At 70.0% G+C, this 21,582-nt stretch carries 17 protein-coding genes; 11 read left to right on the top strand and 6 right to left on the bottom strand.

From position 1 onward, the window contains the following. The first annotated feature begins 129 nt into the window (after nt 1–129). The 4 genes from HNR40_RS57055 to HNR40_RS05255 all read left to right on the top strand — a co-directional run bounded on the left by HNR40_RS57055 (nt 130) and on the right by HNR40_RS05255 (nt 3,656). The gene (locus tag HNR40_RS57055; protein ID WP_221339922.1) at nt 130–579 is read left to right on the top strand and encodes a DUF4244 domain-containing protein; all 450 of its coding nucleotides are present in this window, start codon (nt 130–132) and stop codon (nt 577–579) included. After that, nucleotides 576–965 (top strand): TadE family type IV pilus minor pilin, encoded by a 390-nt coding sequence (locus tag HNR40_RS05265; RefSeq protein ID WP_246508339.1) that lies wholly within the window; start codon nt 576–578, stop codon nt 963–965. The genes HNR40_RS57055 and HNR40_RS05265 overlap by 4 nt, the downstream gene beginning before the upstream one ends. Continuing rightward, nucleotides 962–1,405, top strand: coding sequence for an Rv3654c family TadE-like protein (locus HNR40_RS05260; protein WP_281395041.1), 444 nt, complete (start codon nt 962–964; stop codon nt 1,403–1,405). Before HNR40_RS05265 ends, HNR40_RS05260 begins: the two co-directional genes overlap by 4 nt. Nucleotides 1,406–1,904: 499 nt before the next feature. Continuing rightward, nucleotides 1,905–3,656 (top strand): hypothetical protein, encoded by a 1,752-nt coding sequence (locus HNR40_RS05255; protein WP_184958739.1) that lies wholly within the window; start codon nt 1,905–1,907, stop codon nt 3,654–3,656. A gap of 714 nt (nt 3,657–4,370) precedes the next feature. Here HNR40_RS05255 and HNR40_RS54200 read toward each other — a convergent pair. Continuing rightward, on the bottom strand, nt 4,371–7,415 hold the full coding sequence (locus HNR40_RS54200) for a DEAD/DEAH box helicase (RefSeq protein WP_512699308.1): 3,045 nt from the start codon (nt 7,413–7,415) through the stop codon (nt 4,371–4,373). 169 nt (nt 7,416–7,584) lie between these two features. On the opposite strand from HNR40_RS54200, the gene HNR40_RS05245 reads away from it, so the two are divergent. The 5 genes from HNR40_RS05245 to HNR40_RS05225 all read left to right on the top strand — a co-directional run bounded on the left by HNR40_RS05245 (nt 7,585) and on the right by HNR40_RS05225 (nt 14,670). Then, nucleotides 7,585–7,935: an STAS domain-containing protein gene (locus HNR40_RS05245; protein ID WP_020542579.1), complete on the top strand. Its 351-nt coding sequence runs from the start codon at nt 7,585–7,587 to the stop codon at nt 7,933–7,935. 2 nt (nt 7,936–7,937) lie between these two features. Further along, nucleotides 7,938–8,366: an ATP-binding protein gene (locus tag HNR40_RS05240; RefSeq protein ID WP_184958735.1), complete on the top strand. Its 429-nt coding sequence runs from the start codon at nt 7,938–7,940 to the stop codon at nt 8,364–8,366. 1,024 nt (nt 8,367–9,390) lie between these two features. After that, nucleotides 9,391–11,673, top strand: coding sequence for a sodium-translocating pyrophosphatase (locus HNR40_RS05235; protein ID WP_184958734.1), 2,283 nt, complete (start codon nt 9,391–9,393; stop codon nt 11,671–11,673). Nucleotides 11,674–12,149: 476 nt separating this feature from the next. Next, a complete protein-coding gene (locus HNR40_RS05230) occupies nt 12,150–12,617 on the top strand; it encodes a SixA phosphatase family protein (RefSeq protein WP_312896188.1) in 468 nt (155 codons plus the stop codon). A 22-nt stretch (nt 12,618–12,639) separates the two neighbouring features. Further along, entirely contained in the window at nt 12,640–14,670 is a 2,031-nt protein-coding gene (locus HNR40_RS05225; RefSeq protein ID WP_184958733.1) for an FUSC family protein, read from the top strand. Between the two features lie 10 nt (nt 14,671–14,680). Here HNR40_RS05225 and serB read toward each other — a convergent pair whose 3' ends face one another. The 4 genes from serB to HNR40_RS05205 all read right to left on the bottom strand — a co-directional run bounded on the left by serB (nt 14,681) and on the right by HNR40_RS05205 (nt 18,545). Next, on the bottom strand, nt 14,681–15,901 hold the full coding sequence (serB, locus tag HNR40_RS05220) for a phosphoserine phosphatase SerB (protein WP_184958732.1): 1,221 nt from the start codon (nt 15,899–15,901) through the stop codon (nt 14,681–14,683). Between the two features lie 314 nt (nt 15,902–16,215). Beyond that, the gene (locus HNR40_RS05215; protein ID WP_184958731.1) at nt 16,216–16,776 is read right to left on the bottom strand and encodes a DUF11 domain-containing protein; all 561 of its coding nucleotides are present in this window, start codon (nt 16,774–16,776) and stop codon (nt 16,216–16,218) included. Between the two features lie 90 nt (nt 16,777–16,866). Beyond that, entirely contained in the window at nt 16,867–17,892 is a 1,026-nt protein-coding gene (locus tag HNR40_RS05210; protein WP_184958730.1) for an S-adenosylmethionine:tRNA ribosyltransferase-isomerase, read from the bottom strand. Beyond that, nucleotides 17,889–18,545, bottom strand: a complete 657-nt coding sequence (locus HNR40_RS05205; protein ID WP_184958729.1) for an SDR family NAD(P)-dependent oxidoreductase — start codon at nt 18,543–18,545, stop codon at nt 17,889–17,891. The genes HNR40_RS05210 and HNR40_RS05205 overlap by 4 nt, the downstream gene beginning before the upstream one ends. Nucleotides 18,546–18,637: 92 nt before the next feature. On the opposite strand from HNR40_RS05205, the gene HNR40_RS05200 reads away from it, so the two are divergent. Together HNR40_RS05200 and HNR40_RS05195 are read left to right on the top strand one after the other, a co-directional pair. Then, nucleotides 18,638–19,753 carry a GAF domain-containing sensor histidine kinase gene (locus HNR40_RS05200; protein WP_184958728.1) on the top strand — a complete coding sequence of 372 codons (1,116 nt, stop codon included), beginning with the start codon at nt 18,638–18,640 and terminating at the stop codon, nt 19,751–19,753. Next, nucleotides 19,750–20,379: a response regulator gene (locus HNR40_RS05195; protein WP_221339921.1), complete on the top strand. Its 630-nt coding sequence runs from the start codon at nt 19,750–19,752 to the stop codon at nt 20,377–20,379. The genes HNR40_RS05200 and HNR40_RS05195 overlap by 4 nt, the downstream gene beginning before the upstream one ends. Before the next feature lie 507 nt (nt 20,380–20,886). Here HNR40_RS05195 and HNR40_RS05190 read toward each other — a convergent pair. After that, nucleotides 20,887–21,528 (bottom strand): DUF11 domain-containing protein, encoded by a 642-nt coding sequence (locus tag HNR40_RS05190; RefSeq protein ID WP_184958727.1) that lies wholly within the window; start codon nt 21,526–21,528, stop codon nt 20,887–20,889. Nucleotides 21,529–21,582: the final 54 nt, after the last annotated feature.

Below are 21,582 nucleotides of genomic sequence, written 5' to 3'. Positions count from 1 at the left end.
ACAGCTGTGCGCATCCCCAAGGCCGCCAATCCCCAGAACCTCGTTCGGCCGATCGTCACCCACCCCCTCTCGGCGACTCTTGGACTCCCGCGCCGGTCAAGCCCCCAGCGCCCAACCCCAGGAGGCCCGATGAGCACCACAACCATCCAGCGAGACATCGCCGCCAAACCCCCCGCCCCGCCCTACCCCGAACCCCCCGAGGCTCCCCACCCCAACCCCAGCGTCGCTGAACCCGGCGCCCCTGAACCCGGCGCCCCCGACACCCCCGAACCCGGCGCCCGCGACACCTCACACCCCGATCACAGCGCCCGCGACACCCCAGAACCCGATCCCAGCGTTCCCAACATCCCAGAGCAGGCATCGCCAGACCTCAAGGCCCGCTACCGCCGCCTGTGGTCAGAAACCCGATCTCGTTACACGGCAACCAGGCCCGACGCCGGTATGTCCACCGCCGAATACGCGGTAGGCACGCTGGCCGCCGTGGCCTTCGCACTCCTGCTCATCAAGGTCATCAACAGCCCCGAGATCCTGGACGCCCTCACCGCCCTGGTCGACCGGGCACTCAACTCGGCCGGATGACGATGCGTACCTGGTGGCGTCCAACGCAAGCGCGGGCCGCCACCCCCTCCGCGTCGCGCGGCTCGGTAACCGCCGAAACCGCCGCCATGCTCCCCGCCCTGATCGTGGTACTGGCCGCAGCCCTCTGGGCCGTCCAGGCAGTAGGCGCCCAGCTGGAATGCGTAGACGCCGCCAGAGCCGCAGCCCGCGCCGCCGCCCGAGGCGAACCCCTGGACAAGGTCCAAGAAGCCGCCCAATCAGCCACCCGCACCGGGGCCCGGGTCCGCATCACCCGCTCCCAGCAATTGACGAAAGTCGAGATCACCATGGACGTCCGCCCCAGCTGGGCCACCCGCCTGCCCGTCGTCACGGTCACGGCCTCCGCGACAGCAGGCACCGAACAATGACCGACAACCCCCACCAGTTCCCTCCCAACCGCACTCCCAGCGATCACAGCGCCGGCGCCAACGGCAGGGGTGGCCGCGACCAGGGCTCAGCCACGATCTGGGGTGTTGCTCTCATGGCACTGCTCATGTCCGTGGCCATGACCCTGGCCGCGGTCGGCTCCGTCCGCGTGGCCAGGCACCGGGTGTACGCGGCGGCCGACCTGAGCGCCCTGGAAGCGGCCCGCCTGGCCCTGGCCGCCCCGGACCAGGCCTGCACCCGAGCCGAAAAGGTAGCCACGGCCAACGCCGTACGCCTGACCCGCTGCACCATCACCGACGAAACCGCCGACGTCTGGACATCCCTGGAAATCACCCTCCCGGGCATAGGCAAACGCACCCTCACCGGCCGAGCCCGCGCAGGCCCCTCCTGGATCACCGCAGAACCCACAACCCACCCATGACGCCCGCTCCGCCCCAGCCCTCGTCCCCGCGCCCGCCCCTGCAGCGGTCCCGCCCCGGTCCCAGCCTCACCGTGGACAGCTCGCGACCCGTGCTCCGTCCGCGTCGCACCCCGTATCCGCGAACCGTCCGTAAGCCGGACCCGCCAACCGAGTTCTGCCGCATAGCCGTGTCCGGCGCGGTCGTGGCCGCTTTTCGGCTCGGCGTCTGGGGTGTCTCGGGGCCGGGCTTGTGGTCGGTTGCGATGCCGCGTACCAGGGTGGTTTGGGGGTTATGGGTGGGGTTGTGGGGGTTGGTGGGAGGTAGGTCGCAATCGAATCACGACTTCTTGGACGCGGTGTCCAAGAGCTGGATATCTGGCGTAAGGTCGCGCTTACCCTCGGTTCATGCCTTCTGGGATTAGGCCTGGGAACGGCGCATCTCAGTCGCTATGGTCGCCGGGGAACCGGCACTTCCGGCCGCCCTGACAGGCGGCACGAGGCTCTCCTGAAGGGATGCGTCGTGACGGTGGTTGGCAGACTGATGACCGCCACGCTGGTCGTGGCCGGGTCCATCGCGCTTGGCGGCGGTACGGCGCTGGCCCAGGGGCAAGCGTTCGTACAGGGGCAAGGGTTTGCCCAGGCGCAAGGGAACGCGCTGGATGGGCAGATCACGTCGCCCTCCGATGGCCAGGTCGTCAGTGGTGGGTCGGTGCCGATTTCCGCGCGTACCCGGTTGGCGCAGTTGAGCATGGCGCTCTACGTCGAAGGGCCGTCCACGCCTCGGCAGAAGGTAGCCAGTGGGGGCGCGAACCAGACGTTGTCGGGGACGTTCGACGCCGGGGATGCGCCCAACGGGAGCTTCACCGTGACGCTCCGGGGTGAGATCAGCGGCAGCACCTATGAGACGAGCACGTTCAAGCTCCGGCGGGCGGCGGCGGCGCCCAGTGGGGTGGACGCCACGTTGCGGGGCGCGGACAAGGTTGTCGTGACCTGGAGCAAGGGCAGGGAGCCCGATCTCCAGTCGTACGAGGTGGCCACCACCCAGTCCGGGATCGTGGGGCGGATGTCGGCCGACGAGGCGTGCGGTGGGGGCACCTGCAAGGCGACGCTGGCCGTGCCGCCCAAGGCCGCCGGGCAGCGTGTGGGGTTCACGGTGAAGGCGTACCGGGGCGATGGTGACGGTGGCTCGATCGGATCGGGCAACTCGGGCGCGGCCTATGTGAACGTGCCCGCGCCGCCCGCCGCCAAGCCGACCACGAAGAAGGCGACCACCGCCCCCACCACCAAGCCGCAGACCAACAAGAACGGCGTCGACGAACTCCCCACGATCCCTAACAACAAGAAGAAGACCGAGCCCAAGACCACCAACCCCACCGGCAAGGTCACCGCACCCAAGAACGACACCAAGCTCCCGGCGATGCCGGAGACCGACAAGAACGGCAACCTGCCGCTCCCCACCGCCGACGAACAGTCCAAGGACGACGGGCTCGCACCGGCCGCCGACGAGAGCCAGGCGCCTGCCGACAGCAAGGTGACGGCGCAATCGTCGGAGTCGCCGCTGGGCAGTGTGGGGCAGTACGGGCTGTATGTCGCGGCCGGCCTTGTTCTTCTGCTGGTCGCCGTTCACTTCGGCGCTTGGGCACGGCGGCGGTCGCTGGCCAGCGCGGGCGGTCCGGGCGGAGGGTCTGGCGTCGGGGTTGGCGGGGGCGGCGGGGGCGGGTATGACGGGCCGCCGTCCGGTGACAGCGTGCCGTCCGCTACGACTGCGCCTCGTCGTCCGGCTGTGGTTCTGGCGGTGGCCAAGACCCGTCCCAAGCGTGATCAGCCGGGCGACCCGGCCTCATCTCGGGTGACGGGGTCGCCGCAGGTCTCCGGCCTGACGAGGGCGTCCGGTGCGCCGTCAGGTTCGGCCTCGGCGTCCGGTCCATTACCGGATGGACAGGTGCCAGTGTCCGGTTCGGTGGGCGCGGTCGAGGCCGGTCGGGGGGCTGTGGAGCCGCCTGCTGCCTTGCCGTTGTACCTGAGCGCCGATGACATTCGCACCGCGCAGAACCAGGCCGACGCCGCCCGTCACGAGCCGGTCCGTATTGCTCTGCCTAGTTCGGCGGTGACCGTGATGCCGGAGTCGTCGGTGCCTGCGCCTGCCGTACGGCTTGAGGATCGTTGGGATGACTACCTGCCGCCGACTCCCCGGGCGATGGAGGACAGCGGGTTCTGGGAGCGCCCCCAACCAGGCGACTTCTGGACGCCCGACGAGCGCGTGGAGAGCTGACCGCCCACCTCGTCGCTCTGCGGCCTCTTCTCACGTCCGCACCGGCCTCTTCTCGCGTCCGCACCGGCCTCTTTTCGCGTCCGCACCGGCCTCTTTTCGCGTCCGCACCGGCCTCTTCTCGCGTCCGCACCGGCCTCTTCTCGCGTCCGCACCGGCCTCTTTTCGCGTCCGCACCGGCCTCTTCTCGCGTCCGCACCGGCCTCTTTTCGCGTCCGCACCGGCCTCTTTTCGCGTCCGCACCTTTGAAGGGCCCTTTTTCTCTTACGGCCAGCCAACTTGCCCCACCCGCCGCACGGGGCTCGTGGCGTTCCAGGGTGACGGTCGTCGGCCGCGCATGGTCGGCCGCCGTTACGACGCACTGTGGGTCGGTCGCCGTGGCTCCGGATGCCCGAATCGCCCTGCCTTGATCGTCAACTGGTCCGTACCAGAGCGACCTCCGGCGGCTCCCCGGGCAGTCGCCAACTGCCTTGCTCCTGTGCAGGACCCTGGCTCGCTCCTGTCCAGCCGAGCCTGGGCACTCGCCAACCGCCTTGCCCCTAGCAACTGACCGCGCGGCACCTAGTCACCCGCCTCTCGGCTGGGCTCTGGCGGCCGATCTTGGACCGCCTGGACGGGCGGTTGCTCCGGGATGGCTCAACGCTGCTGTTTGTCTGGGATTGCCGGGTAGTGGGTGGGTTGTTGGCTTGCCGTACTGGATGTGGAGGGTTGTGGGGGTTAGGGGTCTAGGAGGGTGTCCAGGAGGCGGAGGGCGCCGGGTTTGCTTAGGGGTTCGTTGCCGTTTCCGCATTTGGGGGACTGGATGCAGGATGGGCAGCCGCGTTCGCACTCGCAGGAGCGGATGGCTTCGCGGGTCGCGGTGAGCCAGTCGGTGGCTCGGGAGTAGCCGCGTTCGGCGAAACCGGCGCCGCCTTCGTGGCCGTCGTAGACGAAGACGGTCAGGAGGCCGGTGTCGAAGTGGAGTTCGGTGGATACGCCGCCGATGTCCCAGCGGTCGCAGGTGGCGAACAGCGGGAGTAGGCCGATTGAGGCGTGTTCGGCGGCGTGGGCGGCTCCGGCCAGGTCGAAGCCTTCTTCCGCGAGGGCGGCGATCGTGTCCGCCGGGAGGGTCCACCAGACGGCTCGGGTGCGGAGGGTGCGTGGGGGGAGCTCCAGGGGCTCGTCGCCCAGCATTTCGCCGGAGTGGAGGCGGCGCTTCAGGTAGGAGACGACCTGCCGGGTGACCTCTACCTCGCCGAACGTCAGGGTGCCCGGGCCGATCGGGGTGGTGCGGAGGGATTTGAGTACGCGGATCTCGGTGATGTCGCGGGCGAACGTCGAGTAGTCGGGCTCGGCCGCGCCCACCAGGGCTACACCGGCCTCCAGGTCCAGCTCTTCCACCAGGAAGGTTTCGCCCTGGTGGAGGTAGACGGCGCCGGTGTGGACGGTGGTGTGGGCCGAGGGCTCGTCCACGGTGCCCAGCAAGCGGCCGGTTGTGGACTCCACGACCTGGACCGGGGCTCCGCCGGCGCCTCTGATGTCGGCTAGGTCGGTGGCGCGTTCGCGTCTGGTCCAGAACCAGCCGGCGGACCTTCGGCGGAGCAGGCCCTGCTCCACGAGGTCGTCCAGGACTGTCGCGGTCGTGTCGCCGAATGTCGCGAGATCCTCCTCCGCCAGCGGGATCTCGGCGGCGGCGGCGCAGAGGTGGGGGCCGAGGACGTACGGGTTGTCCGGGTCCAGGACTATGGCCTCCACCGGGCGGCCGAACAGGGCTTCCGGATGGTGGACCAGGTAGGTGTCCAGGGGGTCGTCGCGGGCGATCAGTACGGCCAGCGCGTCCTGGCCGTCACGGCCCGCCCGGCCCGCCTGCTGCCACAGGGACGCCCGGGTGCCCGGCCAACCGGCGATCAGGACGGCGTCCAGGCCGGAGACGTCCACGCCGAGCTCGAGGGCGTTGGTGGTGGCCAGGCCTATCAAGGTGCCGGCGCGCAGGGCCTTCTCCAGCAGGCGGCGATCCTCCGAGAGGTACCCGGCGCGGTAGGCGGCCACCTTGTCGGGCAGACCGGCCAGATCTGCCCATAGGTCGGCGTGGACAGCTTGGGCTGAGGCGGTGGTGTCTTCGGCCGGGAGGCTGCCTGGGGTGCGGTCTGCCGGGGTGTGGGCCGGGGTGGTGGCTTTCGGGTCGTGGGCCGGGGCGCTGGTTGTGGGGCTGTGCGCGGTGCGTCTTGCGCCGGGCTGCGCCGTCGGGGTGTTCGCCGCACCGGCGCCGGTGCGGCGGGGGGAGGGGACATCGCCTGCGCCCGTCGGCGCGGTGTCGTCTCGGCGCGTCGGGAGGCCGTTGTCCGGAGCGTCTGCAGCCGCGTTGCGCGGGGTCGGAGGGCCGTCGTTCGGAGCGTCTGCAGCAGCGTCGCGCGGGGCCGGGAGGCCGTCGTCCCTTGCGTCTGCAGCGGTGTCGCGCGGGGTCGGGAGACCGTCGCCGGGAGTGGCTGGATCGGTGTCGCTTGGGGTCGTGGGTGGACCGGAGGGTGTTGGGGTGGCCTGCGGAACCGTCCCGGTTGGGGGTGTGGAGACGGAGATTTCAGGGAGGGTGTCGGCGGGAGGGGTTGGTAGGGGGATGTCCTGGAGGGGGTCGGCGGAGGGTGTGAGGGCGGCGATGTCTTGGAGGGCGTCGGCAGAGGGGGTGGGGGTGGAGATGTCTTGGAGGGTGTCGCCTTGGGGGGGTGGGAGCGGGACGTCCTGGAGGTTGGGGAGTTGGGTGGGGAGGGAGGCACCGGGGAGGGGGCCTAGGTGGGCGCCGTGGGGGAGGGTGGCGGCGACGTCGGCCAGTTTTGCGCGGGCCGACAGGGCGACCGTCTCGGCTCCTCGGCGGCTGCGGACGAAGGCGAGGGTTCGGATGTCGGCCAGGACCAGGTCGGCGAGGAGGTCGGCGGTCTCGGCTGTGGCGGTGCGGCGGATCGGGGCGCCGCCCTCGCCCCGTAGCTCCGTCAGAGGCGGTTCCCACAGCGCGAAGGTGGTGGACCCCTTGGGCGAGGCGTCCAAGGTCACCTCGTCCATCTCAAGCCCCGTCAGCCGCCTCCCGAACACCCCCGGCTCACTCGCCGTCGCGGAGGCGAGCATGAAGACGGGCGCGGAGCCGTACCGGCCGCACACGCGGCGCAATCGCCGCAGGATCTGGGCCACGTGGGAGCCGAAGACGCCGCGGTAGCCGTGGCACTCGTCGACGACGATCATGCGCAGGCGGCGGAAGAAGGCGGACCACTGGGCGTGGCGGGGGAGGATTCCGCGGTGGAGCATGTCGGGGTTTGTCAGTACGTAGTTCGCGTGCTGGCGGACCCACGTACGTTCCTCGAAAGGGGTGTCGCCGTCGAAGGTGGCCGGCCGTACCGCGGAGATGCGGAGTTCGCGCACGGAGCGGAGCTGGTCGGCGGCGAGGGCCTTGGTGGGGGTGAGGTAGAGGACGGTGCCGCCGTTCAGGCAGGCGGCGATCGCGGGCGTGAGGTACGCGAGCGACTTCCCGGACGCCGTGCCTGTGGAAATGATCACGTTTCGGCCACGGTGCGCCAGGTCAGCCGCCTCGTACTGATGAGGCCACAAGCCCGTTACACCCTGGTTCGCCAAGCGCGTAACCAGGAGTTCCGGTGCCCATTTGGGCCATCCCACTTGACCCGCCTGACGTGCTGGAACATGCTCCACATGGGTGACGCGCTCATGACGTGCGGGAACGCCGAGCAGGTGCTGGAGGAGTGGACCTGGCCGGTGTGGGGAGGAAGCGGAGGAAGTCACTGTTTCCAGTCTGGCATCCGTGGGCAAAGTCGCCGGGAATCGTGATTTCGTATAGACACAAGGCAGACGCGTGGTTGAATGCCGCGCGTCAGGGTCCGACAGTCGGGAGCCCCGCTCCAGACTGCCAGGCCCGCAAGGGTACTTTCGCAGGCGAGGCGCTGGAGGATCTGTGGATCTGAAGCTGGATCACCACAACGAGGACCGACTCACCATCGTGGAGGTCGAGGGTGAGATCGATGTCTACACCGCGCCCAGATTGCGTGAGCTTCTGATCGACCTGGTCAACAAGGGCAACTTCCACCTTCTCGTGAACATGGAGAAGGTCGACTTCCTGGACTCGACCGGCCTTGGCGTCCTGGTCGGCGGGCTCAAGCGAGTTCGCGCGCACGATGGCTCTCTCGAGCTGGTCTGCACGCAGGAGCGCATCCTGAAGATCTTCCGGATCACCGGTCTGACGAAGGTCTTCGGGATCTACGCTTCGGTCGACGAGGCCAAGGAAGCTCACGGCAAAGACAAGTAGCCATGGCTACCGTCGAGCTGACGTTCAGCGCCCTCCCCGCCCACGTGCGGACCGCCAGGCTGGTCGCCACGGCCATCGCCCGGCGTACCGGTGTGGAGGAGTCGCTGCTTGACGAGGTCAGGCTGGCCGTCGGTGAGGCTTGCTCCCGGGCCGTGGAGGCGCACCGCGCCCACTGCCCGGGTGAGCCGATCCGCATCGAGCTTCGCGACGATTCCGGCCGCTTCGAGGTCACGGTCAGCGACCAGGCCCCGAGCGACGAGATCCAGCAGGAGCAGCCGGTCGATCTGGGCACGCTCTCCGATTCGTTCATGTCGGGTTTCGGCATCGCGGTGATCGCGGGGCTGGCCGACGATGTCGAGGTGTTCCCCAGCCCCAAGGGGATGCGTATCAGGATGAGCTGGCCGGCCTCCCTCAACGGCCGCGCCTCCTGAACTCCGGCGCCTGCCCCGAAAGGGACACGCTTGCCGGACTTGGTCGCTTGTCCTAAAAGGACACGCCTGTGACAGGGGATGCGCGCCCACACCCGTGGGTGCGCGTCCCTGGGCACATCACCGCCAGAGTGGGCACCCGTCTTTACAACGTGCCCTGGCGGTGTTGTGGTGCGCGTCAGGTCCCGGGGCGCGTGTCTTCACGACGCGCCTTAGGGGGACAATGTCCGTGGATGTGCGGTTCAAGCCAGCCCCACTCTAGGGGGTTCAAGCCTGCCCCACCCAAGGATGGAACCCACGCTACGCGGACGCGCAAGCACGTCCCGGCGAGGCCAGGCGGGGGAAGACAGGGCGAGGCAGGGTAGCGGCCGAGCAAGGCAACAGCGGAAGAGGCCCGGGTAGGGCAACGGCAGTCGCGGCCCGAGCAAGGGCGGGATAAGGCGGCCGGGCAAGGGCGGGGCAGGGCGGCGGTGGTAGCGGCTGCCGAGTGAGAGCAGGCGGGGAAGCCCGGCGGTGGTAGCGGCCGAGCCGAATGAAGCGGCGGTGGTAGCGGCCGGGTGGGGCGGTGACTGCCGGGCGGGGCAGGGCGGCGGCGGGTGGCCGCTGGGCGAGGCGGTGGTGGTGGCGGTCGCGGAGGGGTGGAGCGGGCGGAGTCTCCAGGGGGACGGTTCTGAAGCCGCATGTGCCCGGCCGGCGTGACGGGGCCCGGTGACCACCCAAGGCTTACCCTGGTTTCGGACAACACTTTTCTAGAAGTTGTCATGACCGTAAACCCACGGACATAACCCAAGCCAGTTCCCAAATCGGGTCCCAGTCTGGGGCTTACTGGACGTGGGCATAATTGCCCTCCTCAAGAGCCTTCATATCCGCGGAACCCCTGCGTAGACTCCCCCGCACCGGCCAAGGTGATCCGGCGACACTGCGGACTCAACCGGAAGCGGCACCCATTACCCGGATGGTGCCGCACCAACCGAGAACCTTGCAGCACCGCCCGGGCAGGACGTACCGGTCTTGCCGAGGAGAACGGATGTTTAGGCACTACCTGGCTGCCGAGCCAGCGTCGAATCTGACCCTGAGCGGAAGCAATCTGACCATCGTGGTCGTGGTGGCCGCCGTGGCACTCATCGCATTGGCCGTCGCCGGCGGCCTCGTACGCGAGGTGCTGGCGGCCGACCAAGGCACGGAGCGCATGCAGAACATCGCGCGTGCCGTACAGGAAGGAGCAGCCGCCTATCTGAAGCGGCAGTTCAAGACTCTCGCTATTTTCGTCGTCATCATCCCGATCGTGCTGTGGTTCCTGCCCGGGGCCACGGATGTGAAGATCGGCCGCTCGATCTTCTTCATTGTCGGTGCGGGCTTTTCCGCATTGACGGGATTCATGGGCATGTGGCTGGCCGTACGCGGAAATGTGCGTGTGGCGGCGGCGGCCCGAACGAGCGGTGAGAAGCGCGCCATGCGCATCGCCTTCAGGACCGGCGGCGTGGCCGGCATGTTCACGGTGGGCCTGGGCCTGCTGGGTGCTGCCGTCGTCGTGTTCCTCTACCAGGGCGACGCGCCCGGAGTGCTCGAAGGCTTCGGCTTCGGCGCGGCGCTGCTGGCCATGTTCATGCGTGTCGGCGGCGGCATCTTCACCAAGGCCGCGGACGTCGGCGCCGACCTGGTCGGCAAGGTCGAACAGGGCATCCCGGAGGACGACCCACGCAACCCCGCCACCATCGCCGACAACGTCGGTGACAACGTGGGCGACTGCGCGGGCATGGCCGCCGACCTGTTCGAGTCGTACGCGGTCATGCTGGTCGCCAGCCTGATCCTGGGCAAGGTGGCATTCGGTGAGCAGGGACTGATCTTCCCGCTCATCGTGCCGATGATCGGTGTCGTCACCGCCATCATCGGCATCTTCGTCACCGGCCTGCGCGACAAGGACCGCAACGGCATGGCGGCCATCAACCGCAGCTTCTTCATCTCCGCCGCGATCTCCGCGGTGCTCGTGGCCGCGGCCGCCTTCTGGTACCTGCCGAGCAGCTTCAGCGGCCTGGCCGGTTCCTCGGTCCAGTCCGACGCCGACCCGCGGATCATCGCGATCGGCGCCGTGCTCGTCGGCCTCGTGCTGGCCAGCGCGATCCAGCTGCTCACCGGCTACTTCACCGAGACCAACCGGCGTCCCGTCCAGGAGATCGCCGAAAGCTCCCGGACCGGTGCGGCGACCGTCATCCTGTCCGGCATCAGCGTCGGCCTGGAGTCCGCGGTCTACTCCGCACTGATCATCGGCGGCGCCGTCTACGGCGCGTTCCTGCTGGGCTTCGGCAACGTGACCGTGGCGCTGTTCGCGGTCGCGCTGGCCGGAACCGGTCTGCTGACCACCGTGGGCGTCATCGTCTCGATGGACACCTTCGGCCCGGTCTCCGACAACGCGCAGGGCATCGCCGAGATGTCGGGCGACGTCGAGGGTGAGGGCGCCCGCGTCCTGACCAGCCTCGACGCGGTCGGCAACACCACCAAGGCGATCACCAAGGGCATCGCGATCGCCACAGCGGTGCTCGCGGCGACCGCCCTGTTCGGCGCCTTCAAGACCGCCGTCCAGGGCGAACTACCAGATCCGTCCACCTTCGGCCTCGACATCGACCAGCCGAACGTGCTCGTCGGCCTGATCATCGGCGCCGCGGTCGTCTTCCTGTTCTCCGGCCTGGCCATCATGGCCGTCGGACGGGCGGCGATGCGGGTGGTCTACGAGGTCCGCGACCAGTTCCGCAAGAACCCCGGCATCATGGACGGCACCGTCAAGCCGGAATACGGCCGCGTCGTCGACATCTGCACCCGCGACTCGCTCCGCGAGCTGGCCACGCCAGGTCTGCTCGCCGTCATGACCCCGATCGCGGTCGGCTTCGCACTGGGCTACGCGCCGCTGGGCGCGTTCCTGGCCGGTGCGATCGCCTGTGGCACGCTGATGGCGGTCTTCCTGGCCAACTCGGGCGGCGCCTGGGACAACGCCAAGAAGCTCGTCGAAGACGGCCACCACGGTGGCAAGGGTTCGGCGGCGCACGAGGCCACGGTCATCGGCGACACGGTCGGCGACCCGTTCAAGGACACCGCCGGCCCGGCCATCAACCCGCTCATCAAGGTCATGAACCTGGTGGCGCTGCTGGTGGCCCCCGCCGTCGTCCTCTACGCGGGCAACCCGGCCGTGCGTATCGGGGTGACGACGTTCGCTGTCGTGGTGGTCGTCGTGGCCATCGTGATCAGCAAGCGCCGCTCGGTGCCCATCGACACCACCTCCGACAACGACCGCGACCCGGCACCAGTCGCCTCGTAGCGGTTCTGGATTTCCTCAGCCGCTTTTTGCGGTACTGCTCGGAAAGGCGTCCGTCGCTTGCGGCGGGCGCCTTTTCGCGCCCTCAAACCCTTCAACCTCGCCCTTCTGTTACGGCAAAGCCGCCGCCCCCACCCCCCGCCGCAGTGGGCGCGCGCCGATCGTCGGGCGCCGCGCAGGTCGCACGTGGTCATCGCCGCCACGACGCCCGTTGACCAGCCGCCACGGCAAGGAACAGCCCGAGCCAACCCAAGGCCCAACAGCCCGAGCCACCCATAGGCCAACAGCACGAGCCCACGGTCTGACCGGAAACCAGGGGCGGGTGGGTGCCGGGGCGGGGGGGTTGGGTGGGAAACTGGGCGGGTGGAAGAGAAGCGGCCCAACGGTGGCAGGACGCTGGCCCTGATTCTGCTGGCCATGGTGGTGATCCTGGGCGTTCTCGTCGGGCTCGCCGTCTGGGCGTCGAGAGGGTGAGTGGCGTGCGTACCCTCATCGTGCTGAGGCATGCCAAGGCTGCCCAGGTCCCCGGGCTGGCGGATCGGGATCGGCCGCTCACCGAGCGGGGTGAGCGGGACGCCGGGCGGGTCGGTGATGAGATCCGGGCTCTGGGGTACGAGCCTGACCTGGTGCTCTGTTCGCCGTCCCTGCGCACGCGGCGTACCGCTGAGCTTGCCTTTCCCGATCGGAGCGTCAGCTTCGAGCGGGACATCTACGAGGCCTACGCCGATGACCTGCTGGCATTGGTGCGGTTGCAGGATCCGGAGGCGGAGACACTGGTTCTGTGCGGGCACAATCCTGGGGTTCATGAGCTGGCGCTCGGGCTGGCGGGTGGGGATTACGGGTTCCGGCCGGGGGCGTTCGCGGTGATCCAGACGGGTTCGGCCTGGGTAGACCTCTGGCCAGGGGAGGGACGCCTGGTCACGCACTGGGATCCCAAGCAGGCCTAGGAGCTACACCGGGGGCGGATCCATGCGGGGGGCCGTTCGTTCGCTGAGGCGTGGATTCGAGCTGCCCGCCCGGCCGCCCTGGGGGTACGGGCTGCTGTGCGGGGTGGCGATCGCGCTCCCGCTGGTGATCGGGACCGTGGCCGGGATGCCGCAGGCGGGTGGGCTGGCGGCGCTGGGGGCGTATTTCACGGCTTTTGGGGATTCCTACGGGAAGCCGTATGGGCAGCGGGCCAGGAATCTCGCCGTCAAGGTGGGACTGATCGCGGCGGGGTTCTGGCTCGGGACGTTGATCGCGCCGCAGCCGTGGTGGGCGGTCGGGGTGATCGGGCTGGTGGCGGCGGCCGGTGGGCAGTGGCGGACCATCGGGATGCCGCCGGTGCTGGCCGTGGTGACCGGGTTCTACCTGATCCCTCGGGTGGGGTTCGACGGGGCCCTGATGGTCGGGCTCGGCGGGATCGAGTTCTGCGTGCTCGCGCTGGCGCTGTGGCCCGTGCGGCGGCTCGATCCGCTGAAGGACGCCTTCGACGAGGCGGTCGAGGCGCTGGCGGACATGCTGGACGGGCTCGGACGGCCCGAGGAGGACTGGGCTGAGCTGCGGGAGCGCGGGTCCCAGGCGCTGGACGACGCCGCCACCTCCTCGGCCGCGTATCGGGGTGGGGCGGATCTCGACCGGTCGCCGGACGCGTATGTGCAGACGCTGGTGCGGATCTTCCACGAGACGGTGGCGCTGCGGGCGTTCCGGGCCGAGGCGGGTGCGGAACGGCAGGAGATCGACAAGGTCGTCGCGGCGCTGACGGCCGCGTTGCGGCAGGTGGCCGAGGGCAGCGTCGTGGGCGTGCCGGTCGCGATGGCGGCCACGGCCGACTTCGCCGAGCACATCTCGCGGCTGCGGGCGCGGCAGCTGTCCGACCCGGAGTCGCTGCGGACCGTCGCGCTCCTCGGTCAGGTACGGCGCTGCCTCGACCGGATCGCGGTGGCGGTGCGGACGATCGGGGTGTTCACCAGCGAGGGCATCCAGGCGCCCGCCCGGCTGCCGAGGTTCACCTGGCAGCTCAAGTTCGGCGACGAACCCGAGCACGCCGGGCGGCTCGGCATCGCGGTGGCCGCCTCGATGGCGTTGATGGTGGGCATGCACGAGCACTACGGCAAGTGGTTCGTGTTCACCGTGATGATGGGCCTGCGCTCCACCTATGGCGACACCGTGGACCGGGTGGTGCTCCGGGTCGCCGGGACCGTGGTCGGCGCCGGTGCGGCGGCGCTGGTGCTGGCGGCGGTGCCGAGCGAGTACACGATCGTGGCGACGGTGCTGGTGTTCGGGACGCTCGGGTTCGCGCTGCGGGAGGTCAGCTACGGGTACTGGACGGTGTTCGCGACGCCGCTGGCGCTGCTGCTGACGGACTTCTCGACCCGGCTGGACTGGGAGGCCGCCGGAATCCGCCTCGTGCTGACCGCGGGCGGCGGCGTGCTCGCGCTGGTCGCCGCCCGGCTGCTGTGGCCGCGCGGCGAGGCGAGCGGGATCAAGGACCTGACCGTGGACCTGCTCACCGAGCACGCCGCGGTGATCCGCGCCCTGGCCGAGCGCGACCTCGACGCCATGGCCGAGCGCACCGAGGCCGCCGGTCAGGCCGCCGACCGGCTCGGCGCGTCCCTGGACCGGCTGGAGAAGGAACCCCACGGACGGGCGCCCGAGGAACTACGCGTCGCCCTCACCCTGTCCAGGAAGCTGCGCGACGACGCGCTGCTGCTGGCCGCTGTGCTGAGGGGTTCCGAGGTGGGCTCCGACGCCACCACCGCCGTGCTCGACGCGGTGGCCGACCGGCTGGTGGCGAGCGCGCGGGCCGTACGCGACAACACGCGGCCTCCGGAGGAGGACGCCTACGGCGACGGGCTGGACGAGGTCGCCAGCCACGTCGACGAGTTGCTGGAGGAGGCGGCCGAGGGCGAGCCTTCGTCGGTACGGCGGGCGTTGCGCCACGCAGTCACCGCCCACCCGGCGCTGCGCACCCTGAACGCCGACGCCCTCGAGCTCGCCCGATCGGTCACCCGGCGCTGAGCCGCCGCGGTCAGTTCGGCGCCAGGACGTTGTCCTCGGCGTCGGCGGCCTCGACCTCGTCGCGGGAGATGCCGAGAAGGTAGAGGATCACGTCCAGGTACGGGGAGTTGACGGCGGTGTCGGCGGCCTGACGGACGACGGGCTTGGCGTTGAAGGCGATGCCCAGCCCGGCGGTGGCGATCATGTCGAGGTCGTTGGCGCCGTCGCCGATCGCGACCGTCTGGCTGATCGCGATGCCGGCCTCGCGGGCGAAGCGCTCCAGCGCGCGCGCCTTGCCGGGACGGTCGACGATCTCGCCGACGACCCGGCCGGTGAGGTGGCCGTCGACGACTTCGAGGACGTTCGCCGCCGAGTAGTCGATGCCGAGGTCGGCCACCAGCGAGTCGGTGATCTGGGTGAAGCCGCCGCTGACGATGGCGAAGCGGTAGTCCAGGCGCTTCAGCGTGCGGACCAGCGTCCGGGCGCCCGCGGTGAGGACGACCTCCTGGCGCACCTGCTCGAACACCGACGCCGGCAGCCCCTCCAGCAACGCCACCCGGCGGCGCAGCGACTCGGCGAAGTCCAGCTCGCCGCGCATCGCCTCCTCGGTGACCCGCGCCACCTCGTCCAGGCAGCCGGCGTGGGCGGCCAGCAGCTCGATGACCTCGCCCTGGATGAGCGTCGAGTCGACGTCCATGACGATGAGCCGCTTGGCCCGCCGCGACAGGCCCGTGCGCTGGACGGCCACGTCCACCTTCTGGGCGGCGGCCTCGGCGGCCAGCTCGACCCGCAGCGCGTCGGGGTCGGCGCCGGACACGGACAGCTCGATACAGGTGACCGGCCACTGGGCCAGGCGTTCGATGCGGTCGATGTTGGCGCCGGCGGCGGCGATCCGGCCCGCGATGCCCGCGATGGCGGCCGGAGGGAGCGAGGGGCCGAGCACGCTGACCGACAGGCGGCCGCGGCGGCGCTGCTCCTTGGTGAGGGAGCCGGTGGAGAGCTCGACCTCCAGACCGAGGTCCTCCGCGGTGCGCTCGACGGCGGTCCACATGGCGCCGAGCGTGCTGCCGGTGCCGGTGGAGGGGCCGCCGACGTAGGCGACGAGCACGCCGAGGGTGAGACGGCCGCGGATGACGACCTGTTCGATGTCGGAGACGGTGACCGGGAAGCCGGCCAGGACGGAGAACAGGCGGCTGGTGACACCTGGCCGGTCGGGGCCGGTGAGCGTGATCAGGAGGGTGCGCTGGTCCACTTGAGCCACGGTACTGCGCGGCATCCCCTGCGCGCTCACCGGCCCGACTTTGGCGCGCTCTTCAACCTCGCCTATCCGTTACGGCAAAGCCGCCGCCCCCACCTCCCGCCGCAGTGGGCGCGCGCCGATCGTCGGGCGCCGCGCAGGTCGCACGTGGTCCCCGCCGCCACGACGCCCCGTTGACCAGTCGCCGCGGCAAGGAAAGGCAGGGCTGGACAGGCCAAGGGCAGGACAGGAGGGGGGCCTGGAAGGAGCCGCCGGGAAAGGGGCCGCCGGGGCGAACCCCGGTGTCGCCGGGGTTCGCTGGGGTCGTGTCAGCGGACGATCTTGGTCTTGACCTTCTTGCCGTAGAACCAGGACTTGAAGCCGCCGATCCGGTCGATCTCCTCCTTGTCCATGTTCTCCATGCCGATCGGGATGTCGTAGACCAGTGCCCCGAGCTGGGCGGTGGCGGTGCCGCGAGTGCCCTTCTTCAGGGTGACCTGGATGTCGAGCCAGTCGGTGTCACCCTTCTCCAGCTCCCACGGGCCCCAGCACCAGAAGCCGGTCGGGTCCCACTCGCACTGGGTGCCCTTGGGGCCGTTGTAGCGCAGGCCGTTGACGATGCCCTTGGGCAGCTTGCCGCCGACCCAGTAGTAGTCGGCCTGGTGGGGGCCGGTGTTGAGCACGTCGATCCGGTACCGGATCTTGCCGCCGCGCTTCACCGTCTTGGGCGCCTTGACGCCCACCTTCATGATCGAGTAGGGCTCGTCCGCGGCCTTGGTGGCGACGGTCGTGGCCGTGGCGGCGGTGTTGGCGGCCGCCGGGACGGCCGGAAGGATCATGGCCCCCGCGACGAGCGCGAAGGTGGCTACCTTCGTGATGGAGTTGCGCATGCAGCTGTCTCCGTGAGGAAAGTGGGACGAGGAAAACCCCCCGTGAACGTCGGCTGTTCCTATCACGCAGGCAAAATCTATGTAAAGCAATTACTTCTGAATCAAGTGCACATCACCAAACTCATGCCACAAATACCCCTCTCGAAGCGCCTCCGCGTACGCCTCCGCGAGCGTCTCCCGTCCCACGAACGCCGTCAGCATCAGCAGGTGGCTCGACCTCGGTTCGTGTAGCCCGGTGATCAGCCCCGTGACCGCCCGAGGCGGCGTGTCGGGCGTGACCAGGTGCCTGGTCCATCCGCTCGACGCCCTGACCAGGCCGTCGGCGCCGGTCGCCGTCTCCAGTGCCCGCACGACGGTCGTGCCGACGGCGACCACGCGCCCGCCGTTCCGTCGCGTGAGGTTGACCAGGCGCGCGGTGTGCTCGGGCACGTCGTAGCGCTCGGCGTAGGGCGGCTCGTCCTTCTCCGGGGAGGCGACGCCGGTGTGCAGGGTGATCGGCGCGACCCCCACGCCCCGTGACACGAGCGCCGTCACCAGCTCCGCCGTGAACGGCCGCCCCGCGCTCGGCATCTCCGCGCTGCCCGGCACGGTGCCGAACACGGTCTGGTAGTCGGCCAATGGCCAGTCCCGGTCCACGTAGGAGTAGCGGATCGGCACGCCCTTCCCGGCCAGGTACTTCTCCACGTCCTGGTCGAGCCGCGCCCGCCACAGCCGCGGGGTCTCGCGTTCGATCAGCCTGAGCGTCGCGTTGCCCGGCAGCGGCAGCCATTCGCCCGGTTCGCCGCCGCCGTAGGGCTCGGATGCCTTCGCGGTACGGCGCCGCAGCTCCACCAGCCACGTCCCGTCCTCGCGGGCGGTGGAGAAGTGCACCGAGAGCCGGTCGAGCCGCACCGCCGCGGGAAGCGTGGCCGAGTTGTTGACCACCACGAGGTCGCCGGGATCCAGTTGGCCGGGCAGGTCGATGAACGGGTGATGGGTGTGCGCGCCGCCCCTGCTCACCAGCAGGCGTACCCCGTCGCGGGACAGACCGCGGGCCTCGGGCGGCGCGTGGGCCTCCAGCGCGGCGGGCAGCCGGAAGTCGAGACCCGAGTGCCCGCCGTCCAGGGTGGCGGTCATTGCAGGTTCACCCGCCCGCTGGCCGGGCGGCGCTTGATGAGGTCGTGCAGCGCGATCGCGACCCGCGCCGGGTCGGCGGCGCCCGCGGCCTCGTCGGCGCCCACGGCATCGGCCAGCATCCTGGTGTTCATCTCGCCCGGATCGGCCCACCAGACGGCGACGTCGGGCTCTTCCGCGGCCAGGACGTTCGAGAGTTGCTCCAGGGCCGCCTTGGTGGCGCCGTAGCCGCCCCAGCCCTCGTAGGCGCCGGTGGCGGCGTCGGAGGTGATGTTGACGATCGCGCCCCTGGCGGCCCTGATCGCCGGAATGGTCGCCTGGATGAGGGAGAGCGGGGCGATCACGTTGGTCTCCAGCAGGACGCGGAACGCCTCCAGCGGGTAGCCCGCGATCTTGGGTAGCGGTGTGGCGCCGAGTCCGCTGGCGTTGTTGACCAGCAGGTCCAGCGAGGGGACCGCCTTGGCCAGCCGTTCGCGGTGCTCGGCCTCGGCCACGTCGCCGGGTATCGCGGTGGCGCCGATCTCGGCGGCGACCTTCTCCAGGTCCTCGGCGCCGCGTGCGGTGAGGACGAGGTTCCATCCCGCACCTGCCAGGGACCTCGCGAGGGCGAGGCCGAGACCGCGGGAAGCGCCGGTGATGAGTGCGGTGTTCGTCATGGTTCGACGCTAGAAAGGCGCGGCCCGCCGTACATCGGGCTGAAGTCCCGCCCGGGACTGGGCACATCGACCTAGGACCATAGAGTGGTCGGGTGACCCCCGATCGCGACGAGATCCTGCAGGCCGTGAGCTCGGCCGTGCTGGCGGTCACCCGTCACCTGTCGGTGCGCGAGGTGCTGCAGGTCATCGTGCGCTCGGCGCAACGCCTGCTCGACGCCCGTTATGCCGCGCTCGGCGTGCCCGACGAGGACGGCTCGTTCGCCGAGTTCGTCGCCGAGGGACTGACCGACAAGCAGTGGGACGCGATCGGCCCGCTGCCTCGCCAGCATGGCATGCTCGGCGCGATGCTCCAGGAGGGGACCCCCGCGCGGCTGCCCGACCTGCGCGAGGACCCCAGGTTCGAGTACTGGCCGAAGGCGCACCCGGTCATGAAGGACTTCCTCGGTGTCCCGATCCGCGACGGCGACGAGGTGCTCGGCATCATCTTCCTCGCCAACAAGCGCCAGCCCGGCGGTTTCACCCAGGACGACCAGGACCTGCTCACGCTGTTCGCCGCGCACGCCGCGATCGCGCTCACCAACGCCAGACTGTACGAGCAGGGCCGCGAGCTGGCCCTCGTCGAAGAGCGCAACCGCATGGCCCGCGAACTCCACGACGCCGTCACCCAGAAGCTGTTCTCCCTGCGGTTGACCGCCCAGGCCGCGGCCACGATGCTGCGCACCGACCCCGACCGGGCCGCCGCCGAGCTCGACCGCGTCCAGAAGCTGGCCGGTGAGGCCATGGCCGAGCTCCGGGCGGTCATCGTCGAGATGCGCCCGGCCGAGCTCGACCGCCACGGCCTGAGCGAGACGCTGCGCAAGCACGTACGCATGCTCGACCGGCTACAGCCCGCCGCCATCACCTTCGACAGCGACGAACTACCGCCGCTGGACCCGGCGGTCGAGGTCGTGGTGCTGCGGGTGGCACAGGAGTCGCTGCACAACGCGCTCCGCCACTCGGGCGCCACCCAGGTGTGGGTGCGGCTGGCGTACGACGGTGGCAAGCTGGCCCTCTCGGTGGCCGACAACGGCACCGGCTTCGACCAGGCCGACTCCAGAGGGCTCGGGCTGGCATCCATGAAGGACCGGGCGGAGTCGGTCGGCGGCACGCTGACCGTCGGCTCGTCCCGGGACGAGGGGACCACGGTCCTGGTGGAGGTGGGGATTTGATCAAGGTGCTGATCGCCGACGATCATCCGGTGGTACGGCAGGGCCTGCGCACCTTCCTCGACCTCCAGGAGGACATCACGGTCGTGGGCGAGGCCGGAGACGGGCAGGAAGCGGTCGACCTGGTAGGCGAGCTCAAGCCCGACGTGCTGCTGCTCGACCTCAAGATGCCGGTGCTGGGCGGCCTCGGCGCCCTGGAACGCCTGACCGGCTCGCCGACCCGGATCGTGGTGCTCACCTCGGTCAGCGACCGCTCCGACGTCGGCCCGGCGATGCGGGCGGGGGCGGCGGGCTTCCTGTACAAGGACGTGGACCCGTCGGCGCTGGTCCAGGCGGTCCGTGCGGTGCACGGCGGCCAGGTCCTGCTGGCCCCCGAGGCGGCCGAGGCCATGCTCGGCGCCGGCCCGGCCACCCCGGAGATGCACGTCCCCGGCCCAGTCCAGCTGACCGAACGCGAACGCGAAGTCCTCACCCTGATCGCCGCCGGCCGCTCCAACCGGGAGATCGCGCGGGCGCTGACGGTGGCGGAGAAGACGGTCAAGACACACGTGTCGAACGTCCTCATGAAACTCGGCGTCCAGGACCGCACCCAAGCCGCCCTCTACGCCGTCCGCCACGGCCTCGCCTAACCCACCCCAACCACCCGGCCAACCGCCACCGCCGGAACCCGGGCACAGCTACCCGGTCGGCCGTCATTGCTGGATCCGGGACGCAACCACTGGACCTCTTGGCGAGACCCCGACCCGACTACCCGGTCGGCCGTCATTTCCGAACTCGGCCGCAACTACCCGGCCAGACCTCCATGTGGGACCCCGGCCCGACTACCCGGTCGGCCGCCACCGCCGGAACCCGGGCCCAACTACCCGGTCGGCCGTCGTCGCCAGCTCCCGGGTAACTGGCCAGACCTCCTTGGCGGGCTCTTGGGTGTGCACATCTCGCAAGCTCGGGGGAAACGAGGGGTTGGTCGCGCGCCGGGGAACGGGGGTCGGTGCCCGGTGACCGGGCGCCGTTGCGGCGCCCGGCCCTGTGCGGGTCCAGTGGCGTCTTCCTGGAGGCCGCCGGCCATGGTCGGCGGGTGGCGGCTCAGTCGGCTTGCCGTAAAAGAAAGTGACGCCCTTAGAGGTCCTTCTTGTGGGTTATGTGTCCTTCTTCTTGTTGGACTCCTCGTGCACCACCGGCGGGTTGTAGTCCTTGACGACCGGGGGAGGCGTCCAGCCGCGGGTGGGGCGTTTGGGGGGCCAGACGATCTTGGTCTTGGTGGTCTTGAGCCACTTCCAGCCCTTGATGCCGATGCGCTCCAGCTCTTCCTCGTCGATGTTCTCCGCGCCCAGCGGCACATCGAAGGCGATCACGCCGAGCTTGGCCACGGCGGTGCCCTTGGTGTTCTTCTTGAGCGTCACCTGGAAGTTGAGCCATTCGGAGTCGCCGACCTCAAGGGCGTAGCGGCCCCAGCACCAGAAGAATTGGCCTTCCCAGTTGCACTTGGTGCCCTTGGCGGCGCTCCACCGCAGCGTCGGCACGACGCCCTTGGGGACCTGGCCGCCGACCCAGAAGTAGTCGGCGTAGTGGGGGCCGAGGTTCTTGGCCTTGATCTTGTAGAGGATCTTTCCGCCGCGCTTGGTGCGGGTGCTGTATTTGACGCTGACCTTGAAGTTCGAGTACGGCTCGCGGGCGGTTTGCGGAACAATGGTGGCGTTTGTAGTTGCCTGGGCGGGTATGGCGGTCAACCCGGTGACGGCCAGGCTCGCGCCTAAGAGCATGCTGAGAGACTTGCGCATATGCGGCTCCCCCTACGGTGCTGGAAATCCCAGATTCTTCAGCTGACTATTGCC

Origin of the sequence: Nonomuraea endophytica (assembly GCF_014203235.1) — a bacterium.
Taxonomy (GTDB): domain Bacteria; phylum Actinomycetota; class Actinomycetes; order Streptosporangiales; family Streptosporangiaceae; genus Nonomuraea; species Nonomuraea endophytica.
The sequence above is the reverse complement of the archived record's forward strand: the minus strand, read 5'-3'. Positions and strand labels throughout refer to the sequence as shown.

What these genes read in the sequence shown, in the direction of transcription:
- HNR40_RS57055 (WP_221339922.1), top strand. Translation starts at nt 130, where the DNA reads ATGAGCACCACAACCATCCAGCGAGACATCGCCGCCAAACCCCCCGCC.
- HNR40_RS05265 (WP_246508339.1), top strand. Translation starts at nt 576, where the DNA reads ATGACGATGCGTACCTGGTGGCGTCCAACGCAAGCGCGGGCCGCCACC.
- HNR40_RS05260 (WP_281395041.1), top strand. Translation starts at nt 962, where the DNA reads ATGACCGACAACCCCCACCAGTTCCCTCCCAACCGCACTCCCAGCGAT.
- HNR40_RS05240 (WP_184958735.1), top strand. Translation starts at nt 7,938, where the DNA reads ATGGCTACCGTCGAGCTGACGTTCAGCGCCCTCCCCGCCCACGTGCGG.
- HNR40_RS05235 (WP_184958734.1), top strand. Translation starts at nt 9,391, where the DNA reads ATGTTTAGGCACTACCTGGCTGCCGAGCCAGCGTCGAATCTGACCCTG.
- HNR40_RS05225 (WP_184958733.1), top strand. Translation starts at nt 12,640, where the DNA reads ATGCGGGGGGCCGTTCGTTCGCTGAGGCGTGGATTCGAGCTGCCCGCC.
- HNR40_RS05215 (WP_184958731.1), bottom strand. Translation starts at nt 16,776, where the DNA reads ATGCGCAACTCCATCACGAAGGTAGCCACCTTCGCGCTCGTCGCGGGG.
- HNR40_RS05210 (WP_184958730.1), bottom strand. Translation starts at nt 17,892, where the DNA reads ATGACCGCCACCCTGGACGGCGGGCACTCGGGTCTCGACTTCCGGCTG.
- HNR40_RS05205 (WP_184958729.1), bottom strand. Translation starts at nt 18,545, where the DNA reads ATGACGAACACCGCACTCATCACCGGCGCTTCCCGCGGTCTCGGCCTC.
- HNR40_RS05190 (WP_184958727.1), bottom strand. Translation starts at nt 21,528, where the DNA reads ATGCGCAAGTCTCTCAGCATGCTCTTAGGCGCGAGCCTGGCCGTCACC.